Raw genomic sequence first — 15,329 nt, forward strand, 5'->3', positions numbered from 1 at the left:
CTTTCGTTAAAAATTGACGTTAGCGCCGAAATTGAGCACCTTTTGAATAGGATAGCTGAATCCCTGGCCGGCTTGCTCAGGATCCCAGAGCTTGAAGCTGCTGAAGGTAAACAGGTTCAATCCACTGAAATACACACGCATACTGGAGATATACAGGCGTTTTGCAAGAGACTTCGGCAGTGTATAACCTAATTCAACTGATTTCAATCGCATGAAGCTACCATCTCTCAGCCACCAGGTGCTTTGCTGCTGGTTGTTCAGGATGTCAGTGGTAGATAAACGAGGCCATAATGCATACAGGTGCTGGTTCTCTTCAGACCAATGGTCGTCGGCATAAGCCTGTAAGATCTGCGCATTGTTTACAAATGGTGCGGTACCATATTTCCCCCAGTATCTGTCGTCTTCTGAAGTTGCATTGATGAAGAATGATTCCCTGGCCAGTCCCTGGAAGAAAGCATTCAGGTCGAAGTTTTTATATCCCATTGAAAAGCCAAAGCCATAGATGATCTGTGGTGTGGTTGGAAGGCCGATAGGGACCTGGTCGTCCTGGTTGATGATACCATCTTTATTGACGTCCCTGTATTTGATATCGCCGCCGATTGGTAATGGAGAAGAGCCGAACAACTGAGTAGGAGAGTTGGCAGCTTCCTTATCATCTACAAACAATCTTTCTGCGATATAACCAAACGGCTGATTGATAGGCCGGCCTTTCTGGAAGCGGTAGTTGTATTTATATTCCGGTTCCTCGTAACGGCCATAGCGGTTGGTTGTAACGGTGAGGTTACCCAGTACTGAGGCCCATACGTCTTTGGAGATATTTTGTTTATAGTTGATATTCAGATCCAGTCCCTTAGCATAGGCTGTACCCACGTTAGATTTAACCGCAGCTTCGAGACCATTTGTAACAGGAATATATCCGCGTCGCTGCAGGATGTTGTACCTGTATTCATGATAGATCTCTGCGGTGATATTCAGCTGGTGCAGTAAGGTGATCTCTGCCGCGAGGTTGGATTTACGTGCAGTCTCCCATGTTACGCCGGGATTAGGGTAGTTCTGAATGGTGGTGCCGTACATCTTCACACTGTTGTTGGTGCCAAATACTGCAGACGGGCCATTCACGTCATCCGGTGTTACGTTGGATAAATAATAGAAACGGGTATTGTCGATGTTGTCATTTCCTACCAGACCGTAGCTACCTCTCAGTTTAAGTCTTGTAACAATTTCAGAGATATCGCCTTTCCAGAATTTCTCGTTAGAGATCACCCAGCCTGCACCGATAGTGGGGAAGAAGCCCCAGCGGTATTGGGTGGAGAAACGTTCGGATCCATTGTATCCGAAGTTGAATTCGAGGAAGTATTTGCTGGCGAATGAATACGTAGCTCTACCTGCCAGTCCGAGGTTACGGTAAGGCAATGAATACTGTAAGGAGGGCAGGTTGGTATTCGGATCATTCGCATCAGCGTTCAGCTTCTGCTGGCGTGTGCCTATGAGCGCAGCACTGATATTGTGTTTACCAAAGGTCCTGGCATAGTCCAGGCTTCCCTGCAGGTAAAGGAATGTGTTCACATTCTTATTGCCCGGATAGTAGCTGAGGAATTCCTGCGCGCTGCCCGGCTGGCTATTCAGCCAGGTAAGGCTATAGGTGTTGCTGGGCTGGTCGTAACTTGCTACGTCATAAAAGAAAGGTTTGTATGCCCTTCTGAGATCGAAATAGGCGTAGCGGTTCGTACTGAACAAACCATGAAATGCCAGTCCTTCGGTAACGAAGTTCAGGTTCTGATTCACCTCAAACTGGGCCGATAACTTTGATTCTGAGAATGATTTATACCCATACATCAGGGCTGCATACGGATTGCTTTGCAGTCCGCCGGTAGTACTGAGTGAATTGCCGAAAAGTATATGTTTAGTCAGCAGGTTGGCACTGTCTGCCGGGAAATATGCAGGAAAGGCAACCGGGCTGGTATGCAACGCTCTGTCATACATATCGCTGGCAAAGCCTGACTGGTCGTCGGTGATAGGTCCGGTATATTCATTGAAATTACCCCAGAGACGAACAACTGCTTCCGTTGTTTTGGTCAGTTTAACATTGACGTTAGAACGCAACTGGTAGTTCTCAAACTTCATGGAAGAGTTGAAGTTATTAACCGGGTTTACCTGTAAGATACCATTGTCCCTGTCGTAAGAGCCTGCTATGTAATATCTCGCCGCTTCTGTACCACCCTGCACGCTGAAGTTAGCGCGTTGTGTGGTGGTCTGGTCTTTAAACAGGGTAGACATCCAGTCAACCGCAGGGTATACGTAAGGATTGCTGCCGGGGGCCTTATCCATGGTTGCCTGTGTGTTGATGATATCATTTGGCGTATACTGTGGCGTTGCCAGCGGATTGCGTGTGGTCAGCGCCTCGTTGTACAGCTTCATATACGTAACGGGATCGGCGAGTTTCACTGTTTGTGTGGGCCTGGAGATAGAGCGTTCGTAACGGAAGTTCATACGTGCTTTACCGGTCTTGCCTTCCTTGGTGGTAACCAGTATAACGCCGTTAGCGCCACGGGCACCATAAAGGGCAGCAGCGCTGGCGTCTTTCAGAATGGAGAAACTGGCAATATCATCTACCTGCAGGCGGGCCAGATCGTTGGTACTTAGCTCAACGTTGTCTACCAGTATCAGCGGACTGGCACTGTAACCGAAGGTGGTGACACCGCGGATGAAGAAGGATGAATTGTCCAGTCCCGGCTGGCCACCACGCTGAAATGATATCATACCGGCAATCTGTCCGGCCATGGCGTTGGTAAGGTTGCTGGAAGGGACCTTCAGGGCAGCAGGATCAATGCTTGTAACCGAGCCGACTACGGCTTCCTTTCTTTGTTTTCTCCCATAGGCCACTACCACCACTTCTTCGGCGCTGAAGGTAGCTGGTCTTAATACGAGGTTGATCACCTTTGTGTTGGGCGTTACGGAAATAAACTGTTGCTCAAAACCTACAAACGAAAACCTGAGCAGGGTGCCCGGCTCTACATCGAGTACGAACTTTCCGTTTGCGTTAGTGGATGTTGCGACGTTCTTTTTGTTTTCAGCTACAATGTTTACACCTTCAAGTTTAGCACCGGAGGTATCTGCTACAGTACCGGTGACGGTTAGTTTTTCAGCCTGTTGTGCGGCAGCATTGTAGGTAAGGAACGTGGATAACAGAAAAAGCAGGCACGCGGATTTTAAGGCCCTTAGCCTGTACGTGGAGAGGTATTCTGGCATAAACCAAGATTTAGGAAGATAGTGTGAATAAAACTATTTCAACATGGAATTGCGGGCAAAAGTATCTTATGAGAGATGTAAGGGAAATGGAAGATTCTTTTATTTTGATGGATTATTCTACGATTTTGGACAAAATACTAATTTTGGATGCAGCCGGATTTTAGTGAAGTTAAGATAGTATTGGGCTGAGGTAATTTACTATGAATCACGTTATTGGTCCCGTAAAATAGTCCAACCTCCATTACATTAAGATAGTATTGGACTATGGTAATTTAATATGTATCACGTTATGAGAAAAGTCAAACGAAAGGACGGTTTCGAAGGGGAACGCATGATCAGTCTTCCCGAAACTGTCTGGAAAAACGCCATTAAAGCCAACCCGGTTATCGGTCAGTTGTACATCACCCATATCGGTTATTTCCCAAGAGCGGTTTATCACTACCGCGAAAGAAAGTATGGATGTCCTGACAATATTCTGTTGTACTGTGTAAAAGGGAAGGGCTGGTATGCTGTGAACGACAAACATTTTGAGATGGGTGTAAACCAGTTTGTGATCGTACCGGCTACGAAGGCCCGTTTGCGTTATGGGTCGGACGACGAAAATCCATGGACCATTTACTGGGTACATTTCGGCGGAAAGAATATAGACAGCTTCAACCGCGGATTTAACATCGGTCTGCTGGATGGGCCGCGGCACATTCATTCCAATGAGACAGGTATTCAGCTATGGGATGTGATGTACCGCAGTCTGAAGATGGGATTCGGTAAGGACAACCTGGGGAAGGCGAATTTATGCCTGTATCATTTTATCTCTTCATTCCTGTACCCCGAGGGTGAACGCAGAGAGGAGGATGAGGCGAAGAACCGGATTGATGGTACGGTGAAGTATATGCAGCAGCATTTGTCAGCCATCCTGACCGTAGAAGTTCTTGCGCAGCAATGTGATCTTTCTCCCTCTCACTTTTCAAATCTGTTTAAGAAGGCAACGGGTATGTCGCCTTTGAATTACTTCATTCATCTGAAGCTGCAGAAGGCTTGTTTGTTGTTGTACACTACTGATATGAAAATTAAAGATGTGGCAGCAGCTATAGGTTATGATGATCCGTATCATTTTTCCCGTTTGTTTAAGAAGACGATGCATGTTTCACCGGAGCAGTATCGGGGGCTGAGGAGGAAGGAGGGATCGGTTGATGAATGAATTGCAAGAGATTGTAAAGTAGCTTTAGTAATTGCCTGGAATGGCGGTATGAGGTGGATGTAACTTGCATGTAACTTGCATATGACCAGGATTAACTTCCGATAATCTTCCGATCAAATCGGAGGATAATCGGAGGTTAATGCTGGTCATATGCAAGTTACATGCTAGTCATGTCCTGGATTTGACAGTTTGAAACCTGTATATGGGCAACTGCCATGGGCAGATGGCGACCTTGCTTTTTAAATGCCTCAGAAACGGCATTTAAAGCGTGATTAAAGCCATGAAATGGATGGAGTGTAGGGTGGAGTGCGGCGGCGTTCCTGGCCTGGAAAAACGCCCTTTATGACGATTTTTCGGGTATATAACTCCCGGCACATGGGTACAACCGGGCGGAACCTTATATTTCGTTATTTTTGCATTCAAATTTTTAACAAGATGAATAAATACGAAAGATTGAAAACCGAGCTGCAGACAGCTGGTACAGGAAGAATGAAGGCCTTCGGGAGCTCGATGTTACCGATTTTAAAAAGTGGAAGCCTGCTTACGTTCATGAAGGCAGCTGAATATGAGATTGGCGATATTGTGTTCTGTAAAGTGAGAGGCCGTTACATTGATGCGCATAAGATCGTGAAGAAGGATGCGAATAAGGGATTTCTGATAGCGAACAATCATGGTTTTGAGAATGGATGGACGAAGATCATTTACGGCCGGGTAGTGACCGGTGAATTTGAGAACAGGATCATTTATCAGAGAGGTTGATTTGAGGTGTTCCGCAATTGCCCCGGGCTGATTCGTGTTGTTTGCACGAAGTAACAATAAGGCCCCGGGTTTCCCCAAAAAAGAGAAGTCAAACCCATCTCCAGCGCCTACACTTAAACCCGCTAAACCCGCTTCACACCTATCTTATCAGTTAATGGTATAACGGACAATCACACGAAAATTATGTTCCTATTTAACATGCGATTAACTAAGTTGTAATGAAAAAAAATTACCTTGGTTGTATCTGTTGAAGTCTCACAAAACGGGGGTACTAAAAAAAAGTTTATGCAAATGGGACGCATAAAATCCAGGGACACTGTTCTCCTGATCTGCTATTTTTTGTTTACAAGTATGTTTATCTATGCCGCTGTGTCCAAACTGATGAATTACCGGATATTTATTCTTCAGATGGATCGTCAGCCATTTCCGGATAAGTATACGAACTTATTGGTATGGGGGGTACTTTCATCTGAGATCCTGGCGGCAATCATGATGATGTCCCTTTCTCTGAGAAGGGCAGGATTGTTATTTGCTACGGCAATGATGATATGTTTTACTGTGTATATCATCCTTGTTAAACTGAACTACTATGGTGTAATACCCTGTAGTTGCGGCGGGGTGATTGCAAGTTTCACATGGACGCAACATCTGCTTTTTAATCTCTTCTTTATCGGTATCGGCATTGTAGGTATTTACCTGGAGCAGCAATTCAGAAGGAAGAGAGCATAGTCACCATCACACGAAACATTTTTGTATTACTATTGGTTATACATAACATACAGCAAAACAGTAATCGCTTACGTAAAAGGGATATAGCACTAAATATTACCTGAATGGCGACTTAGGGAGCAGTAAATAATCGCCTGCGTAACAGGGGATAATAGCGCTAAATTATTATCTGAATGGCGAAATAGGGGCAAGCATATCACACAACGGGAATCGCTTAAGTAACGGGAATAAGAGCACAGATTATTACCTGAATGGGCGATTGGGGGACAACATATCACAAAACAGCAATCGCGCTTACATAACAAGGATGATAAACGAAATGATTACCTGAATAGGTGAAATTAGGGATAGTTTATTTGCATTGAAAGTAAAACGCTTACTACCTGGCAGGGTGGCTGATAAAGCATTCCCCTGATCTTAATGTATTAAGGACAACACTGCTTAAATGGGACGTGCCGTGGGCATGAAGGGTGATTCATGTCATAAGGACAATACTGCTGGAGACTAACATGTCGTGGGCATGAAGGGGGAAATCATGTCATAAGGATAATACTGCTGAAAAATGAGCATGTCGTGGGGCATGATGGGCGATTAATGTCATAATGACAACACTGCTTAAAATGGGACGTGCCGTGGGGCATGAAGGGGGATTCATGTCATGAGGACAACACTGCTGGAAATGGACGTGCCGTGGGGATCCGGGGTGATTCATGTTATAAGGATAATACTGCTGGAAATGAACATGCCGTGGGCATGAAGGGGGATTCATGCCTGAAGAGGGAATTAAGTCTGAAGAGGACAAGAAGGGAGTATACTTCACGGAAGTGATGCCAATATCGTGTATATGACAATTTCAAAATAACGTACAATCAACTCAATTACCTCAATTACTAATTCGCATTCGTATGAAAAAGATCAAACTATTATTTGCAGTCTTCGCCGCTGTAGCAGGAACTAGCGGCGCTATCGCATCCAATCTTCCTTCTTCCTCTTCTTCTCAGGAAGTCCTGCATAACTGGATTAACTGGGATGATGAACTGGTGCTTGTGAATGCCACACAATCACAAGCGCAAACACTTTGTTCCGGGCAAATGAACATCTGCCTGCGTGCACAGGACAATACCAGTATCTTTACAGTTGGAGACGTCACGTTCTAAGTAATAAAAAATGACAACAGCACCAGGGCTATATATCCTGGTGCTGTCTTTTACTGTAACGTATGCGGCGCTACGTTTGACTGTTTCAGTTAGTATCCGTCATTTTGAGTAAGCGCCGGATTTAAAGCTCTTTGTACTTGCGGAATAGGCCACAGCTCCCGGGTTGATTTCCAGTCTGATTTTATCGGCTGCAAAGTCTCTGATGCTTTGCCGGTCCGCTTTAGATCCGACCATCTGTGTCCGCATTCCATGAAGAGTTCAATTCTTCTTTCCTGCGCTATCTTTTCGGACAATTCAGCTGCTGAGATGCCGGGATTGCTGGTCTGAATTAAAGGCAAACCCGCACGTAGCCGAATAGCATCCAGGTCCGCAATGGCGCCTGGTAATGAGTTTAGATGTACGCGGCACTCCGCCCGTATTAGTAGTATCTCGGCGAGACGGAATATCATGTTATATTCTACAGGTTTGGGGTTAGCGATAAAGTCTGCTTTTTTCTTATACTTAAAAGGATAATAGTAGGTGATTGCGTTGACCACCTTACTTGCTACCCATGATTTCCAGCGTTTGTCGTTTACTTCAAATGCATTCCTGAGGTATGTTGTCAAAGCAAAATTCGGACGGGCAAGGTCTGATGGAATAAATGTATTTCCTTCCATCGTATTATAACCTACGAGAACGGGTTGTATCTGAAATATGGCCTCGGCACTATTGGCAAGGAAGACATCATCCACAGCCGTTAACTGGTAACGGCCTGTATTGACAATTTCGCTGGCTTCTTGTTCAGCGGCCTGCCATTGTTGCTGGTGTAGGTAATATCTGGCCAGCAGAGCAGATGCCGTACTCTTATTCGGTCTGACTCTTTCATTTGTAGGATAGGCATCTGAAAGCAGTTTCTTTGCACGCTCAAGATCTGAAAGGATGCTGTTCCGGATAGTGGTTGTTGTTGTTCTCGGCATATTTTCATTGACCCGATAGTCTGTTACCGTAATGAGTGGCACTTCTCCAAACAGCTGGAGCATATGAAAATAAATGAAAGCTCTCAAAAAATGGCATTCTCCGCTCAGCTGGTTTCTGGTAGCATCGGAAATACCCGTGCTCTTTTCCAGTTTTTCCAGGCAGGTGTTGATCTGGTATACATAACGATAAGAATTATTCCAGAAGTTGGTTTCTATAACTGTATTTGTAGTTGAGACAGCACCATTGTAAAATTCCTGGATCGAAGCAGTTGATGCGGTATAGAATGCTTCATCAGCATATATTGAAGAATAGTAGGTGATGGCAGCCATGAATATATTTGATGTGCCGGCAATGGCCGAGTAAATACCCAAAACGGCCGCTTCAGCTGTTTCTTTATTCTTAAACAGATCGTCTCCCACTGCTTTGTTAGCTGGATTGTCGACGTTCAATAAGTTACAACTGAAAGAAAGGCAACAGATAATTGTTGTTAATAAGAACGGTCTTTTCATTTTGTGGTTAATAAACGTATTACGCATATAGTATTTGTTTCAGTCACATTTATTTTAAAGAGAACCGCATTCCTCCTGCAATAGTTCTAAGTGTAGGTAAACTAAGGATATTCGCCGTTTCCGGGTCGCCTTCCTTATACTTGCTGATTGTGAAAAGGTTCTGTGCATTGCAGAAGATCGTAAGCTGCACAAGTGTTTTGTCTTTACGCTTACGCATATCCAGTGTATAGGAGACAGCAACATTCCGGCATTTCAGAAAACTGCCATCAGCATAAGCCTCTTCAGAATTAAGGACGTTGTTCTTGGAAATATAGACTGTACCTGTCGGTTTCGTGGAATATTTTGGATACCTGGCATTGTCTCCCTTTTGTCGCCAGTGATCCAGGACCAGGTCGGACTGGTTGACCATCGTCCCTGGAAAGAAGTTGTTGATATAGGTCCGATAAAGATAGTTAGGTACCAGTTGCTTTCTGAATTCACCTGATAAGGAAAAACTAAAATGTCTGTATTGTAGATTCAACTGGATGCCTCCATGATATAGCGGATCAAGATTGCCAATAACTTTGTAGTCCGAGGGTGTATAATGACCGTTACCATCTGCATCTACCATTCTGAAGATGCCACTATCTGAAGAAACGCCCTGAGATTGCAGTTTATTGAGCACATTCAAGGATTCTCCGATTACATATGTAGTGGCATAGGACGAGTTAGCCAGGTTGTCAAAACGGAGCAGTTTGTTCCTGGGGATGCTGAGATTGAATGCTGCATTGAATATAAAGGACTTACTTTTTATGATGTCTCCGTTGATAGTAAATTCCCAGCCGCTGCTCTGTACCAGCGCGTCAAAATTTTTAAGTATACCGCCAAAGCCGGTTTGTGAGGGCAGTGCATAGTTTAACAACTGGTTGTCACTTCTGTTCCGGAAGTAGGCAAATGAAGTGAGCAGCCGATCTTTGAGGAAGCCCAGCTCCAACGCTGCTTCAATCTTTCGGCTCCTTTCCCAGTTATAGGCCGGGTTATAGAGCGCGTCGGGAAACATGGTCGTTATATTCTGGTAGGGATTACCGGGATAAAGCGACCAGGTATCCAGGTACTTGTAATCAGCTATCTGGTCATTGCCCGTAACGCCGTAGCTCGATCTGAGTTTTCCAAAGCTGAGGAATGGAAATGTTTTCTTTGTGAAAGTTTCTTCTGAGAAGATCCATGCAGTACCTACTGAGCCGAAGTTGCTGAACCGGTGTTCAGGACTGAATTTGGAACTTCCGTCCCTTCGGCCTGAAAGATTTATTATATACCTGTTTTTCAGTTTATAGGTAACCCTGCCAAAGATGGCGCCATATTTATACTCGAGCCGGTTGGTGAGTTTGCTGGATATGGCATTGGCCCCATCGATAGAGGACAGCAGCGCATCATTGTTATAACCTGTTCCCACGATTGTGGAGGTATAATTGCTCGTATATTGAAAGGATGCTCCGGCGAGTATGGTCAGTTCTCCGTTTTTAATGCGGCGATAGTATTCTGCCTGCGGCTCTGCAAGATAGCTTTTGAAGTTATTGTTCCCAAAAGAGGATGTACCGGTAATGACGTCGTTATCGGACAGATGAGGGTTTTGGGAAGCTTTAGGAATCTGTAGATTTTCATTTGCCGTTGTGCTGTTGTAGCCCAGGTTGAATTTTACCTTTAGATCCTGGATGATTGAATACTCGGCGTTGAGATTGACAATCTGGTTTTCTTTTTCATGCGTATAGGTTTTCAAAAATTCCGCCGCCGGATTCTTGAACGGTTCGTTACCCTCGGTCCATATGATCTGATTGTTTGTATCGTATAGTTTCGGCGCATTGGGAGGCAGTATGGATGCCGACAGAGAATTGTTGAACATATCATTCCTGTCTTTTCCGTAATTCATGTATAGTCCGAGCCTGAACCTGCCGTCTGCAGACATGTGGTTGAGGGAGAAGCTGCTCGTTCCCCTGAGGTAGGCCATATCGGAGGGGAATACGGTGCCTTCCCGGGAGAAGCCGAGGCTCATCATCAGCTGGGTAGTTGCATTGCCGCCAGACAGGAACAGGTTAGCGCGACTGGTGGGAGCGCTGCCTCCTATCTGCCAATCCTGCCAGTCGGTATATCGTGTAGTATCCCAGGACAGGATATCGGGTGCATAGCCGGAACTACCCGGCGTATTGGAGGGTACAAGTTCGTCGTTCCTGAACGCTTCATGCCGGAGGCTCAGGTACTGTTGTGTGTTAAGCAGCCTGAGTTTTCTGCTAACCTGACTGTAGCCCATCGTATAATCGGCCGTAAGCTTTAGTTTACCGGCAGTGCCTCTTTTGGTCGTAATATGAATAACCCCATTCCCACCGCGACTGCCGTAAATGGCGGTAGCGTCAGCATCCTTCAGTACTTCAATGCTGGCAATGTCTATGGCATTGAAGATGGAAAAGAGGCCCACATTACTGTTAGGGTGGTTGGTGAGCAGGTTGACATTTTGATTGCCGACGGGTAACGGAATGCCGTCTACGACGATCAGGGGCGTATTGTTACTCAGAAAGGAGTTCTGTACCCTGAGACGGATATCCAGTGGAGTGCCAGGTACACCACTGGCCTGGTAGATAGTCAAACCGGGCACACGGCCCTGAAGCGCCAGGAGTGGATTACTTGCCGGATATTTTTCGATGTCACCGGAAGAAACCTTCGTTATATTTCCTGTGTTCAGCCGTTTCGAAGTGGTGCCATAAGCAATGACAACTGTTTCGTCGAGAGGACTGGTATTGTGGCGAAGCACTACGTTGATATCCTTGTCAGGATTAGTTACGGAATATTCCTCTGTATAGAAACCGGTATAGCTGATCTGCAGGACGCGATAGGCTGCCGTGTCTGAGAAGAAGAACTGCCCGTCTTCCTTCGCTGTATAGCCTTTTTTGGTATCTTTTATCAGGATGGTGGCCCCGGGCAGCGGCGTACCGGTGCTATCGTATACATGCCCATGGAAACGGTATGACTTTTTATCGGACGTAGCCTTAACGGATTCCCGCTCTTTGGTGTCTGCGTCCGGTGGTAGCCTGGATATGAAGATAGTCTTTCCTACCACCTTGCCTGACAATCCATTTTTATTAATTAAACGGTTGACAACAGCCAGTACCGGTTCATTGGCGGCGTGAAAGGTATATCTCTCCTTCTCATCCAGATCGTTGAGGGAATATGTGAAATGCAGACCTGTTTGTACACTGATGCTGTCGAATATATCATGTAAAGTAGTCTTGTGCACAGACAAACTTACTTTCATGGCTGCGGGAGACGGTTTGTCCTGCGCAATCACTGCAGTGGATAAGTATAGTGAGAAATGAAATAACAGCATGGGGTATAGCGTGCTGGCATGCCTCCGGGAAAGTTGCATATCTCTGGTATAAAGTTTTTGTAAGACTATCAGTAATGTTCCTGTCGGGTAGACAATTTTTATATGCCAAATGATAAACGATTAGTTATGCTTTTGGGTTGTTACTTATGCCTGAAAAAAAGTAAATTAGTCCAGAATAGTTGTGGTAAAGCCTTTCATAACATATAGACCGGGCGCTAGAAACCGGATAATTTTATTATCATAACGATAATAGCTAATTTAGTACACTTTCTCCTGACTCGACTCTTTCATATCAATCTTATGATAATCCCAAGACAATTTAACTCATGACCAGATTATGCAGGAATTGCGCTGTCAATAATTTGTAACGCAAATATTAGTCCACGAAGATGACCAAAAACAGAAATTCAACATATGGAACTATCAGATAATGAATTGCTGATCATACAGATCAATGAAGGCAGTGAACGCGCCTTTAAGCAGCTCTTTGACCTATATGCCAGCGATGTTAAATCTTACGCATTTTATATTCTCAGAAATTCCGAAGATGCAGAGGATATTGTACAGGAACTGTTTATGGAATTATGGAAAAGGAAGGGCCGTTTGAGGATCCGGGGAGACCTGAGGACTTACCTGATTTCTGCTACGTATAATAGAAGTATCACCAAATCAGAAAGAAACCAGCGCCAGGCCAGGAAGAAACAGCGGTATGCGGAGGACGTAGACCCGTTTGGGGTGGACCTGATACCTTTTGACAGGGAAAGTGAAAGGATGGAACAGATCAGGGAAGTCCTCAAAAGGGTACCTAAGAAAAGCCGGGAAGCGTTCGAAATGATCCGTTTACATCAACTGAGCTTTAAAGAGGCGGCGGCGAAGACCGGCGTAACAGAGGCTACCATAAAGAGCCATGTTCAGAATGCAGAAAATCATATCCGGAACGAACTCCTCGGTTCCAGGAAGAAAAGAGGGGGCTCAAAAAAAATTTTAATTCTTTTCATCTATTTCTTATCCCAATCTTGTCTATAATAATATAACCATGAAAAATATAAACTTGAAAACTGAAGCCCTCATAATTGCCGAGATAACCGGATCTATCACCAGCGAAGAACGAGCGGAGTTGCAGGAGTTGATGAGAACCTCTTCGGAAGTGAGAGAATTATCGGAGCACATGCACAAGATCCTGGACCCGCAGATCAGTGAGATCCGGCAGATAAGGACGACTTCTGCCGAGAAGATCATTGACATGGGCAATGCCCAGCTGCATAAAAGAGGCAGGATACGGCGGATGGTGTTCACAGCACTGGCAGCAGCCTGTTTTGTGGGGATGCTTGCTACGGCGCTGTATTATTTCGGACAAAAAAGCAAAACGGAGACATTGTTCGCGAAGGGGCAGAGTGTATGGTTAGATCTTAATAGAAAAGTGATAGCGCTGAACGGTCAGGGGGGAGAAATAGACCCCAGCGGATCATTTGTATATAATAAAAATGAAACATTATCACTGGCTGAGGTTGTTAGTGGAAATGACAGCATTAAGCTGATCGTGCCATGGGGAAGGGAGTATACAATAAAACTGAATGACGGTACGCTTGTACACATGAATTCAGGTTCGGTGCTCAGCTGGAAGACAGGCTTCGGAAAAGCGAAGAGAGAGGTATCGTTGCGCGGAGAAGCATTCCTGAAGGTAGCAGAAAATCCGCAGATGCCGTTCATCGTTCACTTGCAGAATGAGGAAGTGGTAGAAGTATTGGGTACCAGTTTTAACGTGAAGGCATATAATGAACAGGGTTTACAGGTCTCGCTCTTCACGGGTAGTGTACATGTCAAAGGGAAGGGTGGAAGCGTAAATCTTAAACCCGGACAGGAGGTTGTATATAAGGAGGAACATCTGCAGGTACAATCATTTAACGCGCTGCAGGTGGAGAAATGGCGGGAACGTGTAACCGACCTGCCGGATGCCGGGATAGCTGATATAAAGAAGGCCGTGATTAGGATCTATGGAGAAAATGTTGAATTTGATCCTGCCATTGGTGACCGGCGGGCAAGAGTTTCCATTGATCGCGATTTGCCAGTAGAGGTCTTTTTGAAGCAGTATGCGCTGGTAAATGATCTTAACTATTCGAATGAGAACGGCGTACATCGTTTATCACTACCAGGCGATAAGTGATGCTACTCATGATAAGATATTTATGGCAGAGATAATGAGTAGCGGTAAGTGTTCAGGATAAGGCATTTAAAGTACATGCGACGGACGGCTGTATGTATTCATAATAGCTGTTTAAATAACTGGTATATGTAATCTTAAATACTCATGATAAATGATCTTAGATAATAATTGAAGTGCTATACATTATTAAAGTTGGTTAGTTTTTATTTATCGTCCTATGATTACCCCAGGTACTAATGAGTCAAGAGTTGCCCTCAAAATGACTAATTGGTATGTTCCCAGATAGACAATCATTTGCACCATCCAGAAATTGTTAACCTTTTTTAGCTAGTCAAGTAGTAAGCCGGTAATTTCTTACCGGCTTTTTTTATGCTTAGCTATCAGCTTATCTGCTAACCTTTGAGGAATTTTTCTATCATTGCCACTACGAGATCCGGTATTTTACTGTTCCGGTCCGGCGCACAGATCTCTCCGATATAATCTCCATGCCCGCCAGGTAATATTGCCAGCTGCGCGTGAGGTAAGGTACGTGACAGTGTGAAAGCATGTTCGGCTTTTATTGCCTCAGCATCGCCATTTATTACCAGTGCAGGCGCCTGGATTTTTTTGATCAGCTCATCAGGGATGTCTTTGAAACCTACCATTCTGGCTACGTCGCGGTGGAACATAGCGTCCAGCCCTTTGGGATCAGGATTCGCTTTCAGGTAGGCATCCTTTAGCGGCTGTGGCATCTGATCGAAGGTGGCATGTTCCATGCCCTGAAAGAAACCGTCCATCATGCCCTCCCTTTTATACAGGGCGGAGGCAAGTATAATTTTGTTCACCAGTTGCGGATGACGGATAGCGATCTGCAGTGTAGTGGTGCCTCCGTTGCTGAAACCCATGATATCTGCTTTCTCAATATGTAGCTGTTTCAATAATGCAGCCACATCGTCTGCGTCCTGTTCGAAACTTAAAGGGCGATCAATGTCTTTCGTATGTCCATGTGCCTGTAACTCTACGGCGATGACCTGGTGTGTCCTGGCCAGTTCCGGTAGAATACGTCCATAGTTGGAGGCTATGGTGGAACCTCCGCCATGAATTAATACAAGGGGCATACCCTTGCCATGGATCTCATAGTACATGTTCAGGCCATTTATTGCCGCGTAATGTCCTGTCTGTTCGTGTTGTGCATTCATTTGTAAGTGTATTACAATAAGGAGGAAAGTGATTATCAGTGACTTCAGTCGCATTGATGAGTTATTTGCCGCAA

The 15,329-nt window shown here is 45.0% G+C and carries 10 protein-coding genes; 6 read left to right on the forward strand and 4 right to left on the reverse strand.

The window, feature by feature from the left end; genetic code table 11:
- Positions 1–6: 6 nt before the first annotated feature.
- Positions 7–3,249 carry a SusC/RagA family TonB-linked outer membrane protein gene (locus tag L3C95_RS19415; RefSeq protein WP_236390187.1) on the reverse strand — a complete coding sequence of 1,081 codons (3,243 nt, stop codon included), beginning with the start codon at positions 3,247–3,249 and terminating at the stop codon, positions 7–9.
- 289 nt (positions 3,250–3,538) lie between these two features.
- Here L3C95_RS19415 and L3C95_RS19420 point away from each other — a divergent pair, with 289 nt between their 5' ends.
- The 4 genes from L3C95_RS19420 (at position 3,539) to L3C95_RS19435 (ending at position 7,092) form a co-directional block, all read left to right on the forward strand.
- Complete coding sequence (locus tag L3C95_RS19420) at positions 3,539–4,447, forward strand: AraC family transcriptional regulator (RefSeq protein ID WP_236390189.1); 909 nt, start codon at positions 3,539–3,541, stop codon at positions 4,445–4,447.
- Between the two features lie 435 nt (positions 4,448–4,882).
- Positions 4,883–5,206: a S24 family peptidase gene (locus L3C95_RS19425; protein WP_236390191.1), complete on the forward strand. Its 324-nt coding sequence runs from the start codon at positions 4,883–4,885 to the stop codon at positions 5,204–5,206.
- Between the two features lie 291 nt (positions 5,207–5,497).
- Positions 5,498–5,935: a MauE/DoxX family redox-associated membrane protein gene (locus tag L3C95_RS19430; RefSeq protein WP_236390192.1), complete on the forward strand. Its 438-nt coding sequence runs from the start codon at positions 5,498–5,500 to the stop codon at positions 5,933–5,935.
- 905 nt (positions 5,936–6,840) lie between these two features.
- Complete coding sequence (locus L3C95_RS19435) at positions 6,841–7,092, forward strand: hypothetical protein (RefSeq protein WP_236390193.1); 252 nt, start codon at positions 6,841–6,843, stop codon at positions 7,090–7,092.
- Between the two features lie 89 nt (positions 7,093–7,181).
- Here the strand turns inward: L3C95_RS19435 and L3C95_RS19440 are convergent, their stop codons facing one another.
- Positions 7,182–8,558, reverse strand: a complete 1,377-nt coding sequence (locus tag L3C95_RS19440) for a RagB/SusD family nutrient uptake outer membrane protein (RefSeq protein WP_236390194.1) — start codon at positions 8,556–8,558, stop codon at positions 7,182–7,184.
- A gap of 49 nt (positions 8,559–8,607) precedes the next feature.
- A complete protein-coding gene (locus L3C95_RS19445) occupies positions 8,608–11,952 on the reverse strand; it encodes a SusC/RagA family TonB-linked outer membrane protein (protein WP_236390197.1) in 3,345 nt (1,114 codons plus the stop codon).
- 375 nt (positions 11,953–12,327) lie between these two features.
- Between L3C95_RS19445 and L3C95_RS19450 the strand changes: the two genes are divergently transcribed.
- On the forward strand, positions 12,328–12,939 hold the full coding sequence (locus L3C95_RS19450) for an RNA polymerase sigma factor (RefSeq protein ID WP_236390199.1): 612 nt from the start codon (positions 12,328–12,330) through the stop codon (positions 12,937–12,939).
- A gap of 10 nt (positions 12,940–12,949) precedes the next feature.
- Positions 12,950–14,077 (forward strand): FecR family protein, encoded by a 1,128-nt coding sequence (locus L3C95_RS19455; protein WP_236390201.1) that lies wholly within the window; start codon positions 12,950–12,952, stop codon positions 14,075–14,077.
- Between the two features lie 392 nt (positions 14,078–14,469).
- Here the strand turns inward: L3C95_RS19455 and L3C95_RS19460 are convergent, their stop codons facing one another.
- Positions 14,470–15,255, reverse strand: a complete 786-nt coding sequence (locus tag L3C95_RS19460) for an alpha/beta fold hydrolase (RefSeq protein ID WP_236390203.1) — start codon at positions 15,253–15,255, stop codon at positions 14,470–14,472.
- Positions 15,256–15,329 lie beyond the last annotated feature (74 nt).

This window comes from Chitinophaga filiformis, assembly GCF_021646545.1.
Taxonomy (GTDB): Bacteria; Bacteroidota; Bacteroidia; order Chitinophagales; family Chitinophagaceae; genus Chitinophaga; species Chitinophaga filiformis_A.

Excerpts from the sequence above, each read along its gene's own strand:
- L3C95_RS19415 (WP_236390187.1), bottom strand. The coding sequence starts at position 3,249 with ATGCCAGAATACCTCTCCACGTACAGGCTAAGGGCCTTAAAATCCGCG.
- L3C95_RS19420 (WP_236390189.1), top strand. The coding sequence starts at position 3,539 with ATGAGAAAAGTCAAACGAAAGGACGGTTTCGAAGGGGAACGCATGATC.
- L3C95_RS19425 (WP_236390191.1), top strand. The coding sequence starts at position 4,883 with ATGAATAAATACGAAAGATTGAAAACCGAGCTGCAGACAGCTGGTACA.
- L3C95_RS19430 (WP_236390192.1), top strand. The coding sequence starts at position 5,498 with ATGGGACGCATAAAATCCAGGGACACTGTTCTCCTGATCTGCTATTTT.
- L3C95_RS19435 (WP_236390193.1), top strand. The coding sequence starts at position 6,841 with ATGAAAAAGATCAAACTATTATTTGCAGTCTTCGCCGCTGTAGCAGGA.
- L3C95_RS19440 (WP_236390194.1), bottom strand. The coding sequence starts at position 8,558 with ATGAAAAGACCGTTCTTATTAACAACAATTATCTGTTGCCTTTCTTTC.
- L3C95_RS19445 (WP_236390197.1), bottom strand. The coding sequence starts at position 11,952 with ATGCAACTTTCCCGGAGGCATGCCAGCACGCTATACCCCATGCTGTTA.
- L3C95_RS19450 (WP_236390199.1), top strand. The coding sequence starts at position 12,328 with ATGGAACTATCAGATAATGAATTGCTGATCATACAGATCAATGAAGGC.
- L3C95_RS19455 (WP_236390201.1), top strand. The coding sequence starts at position 12,950 with ATGAAAAATATAAACTTGAAAACTGAAGCCCTCATAATTGCCGAGATA.
- L3C95_RS19460 (WP_236390203.1), bottom strand. The coding sequence starts at position 15,255 with ATGAATGCACAACACGAACAGACAGGACATTACGCGGCAATAAATGGC.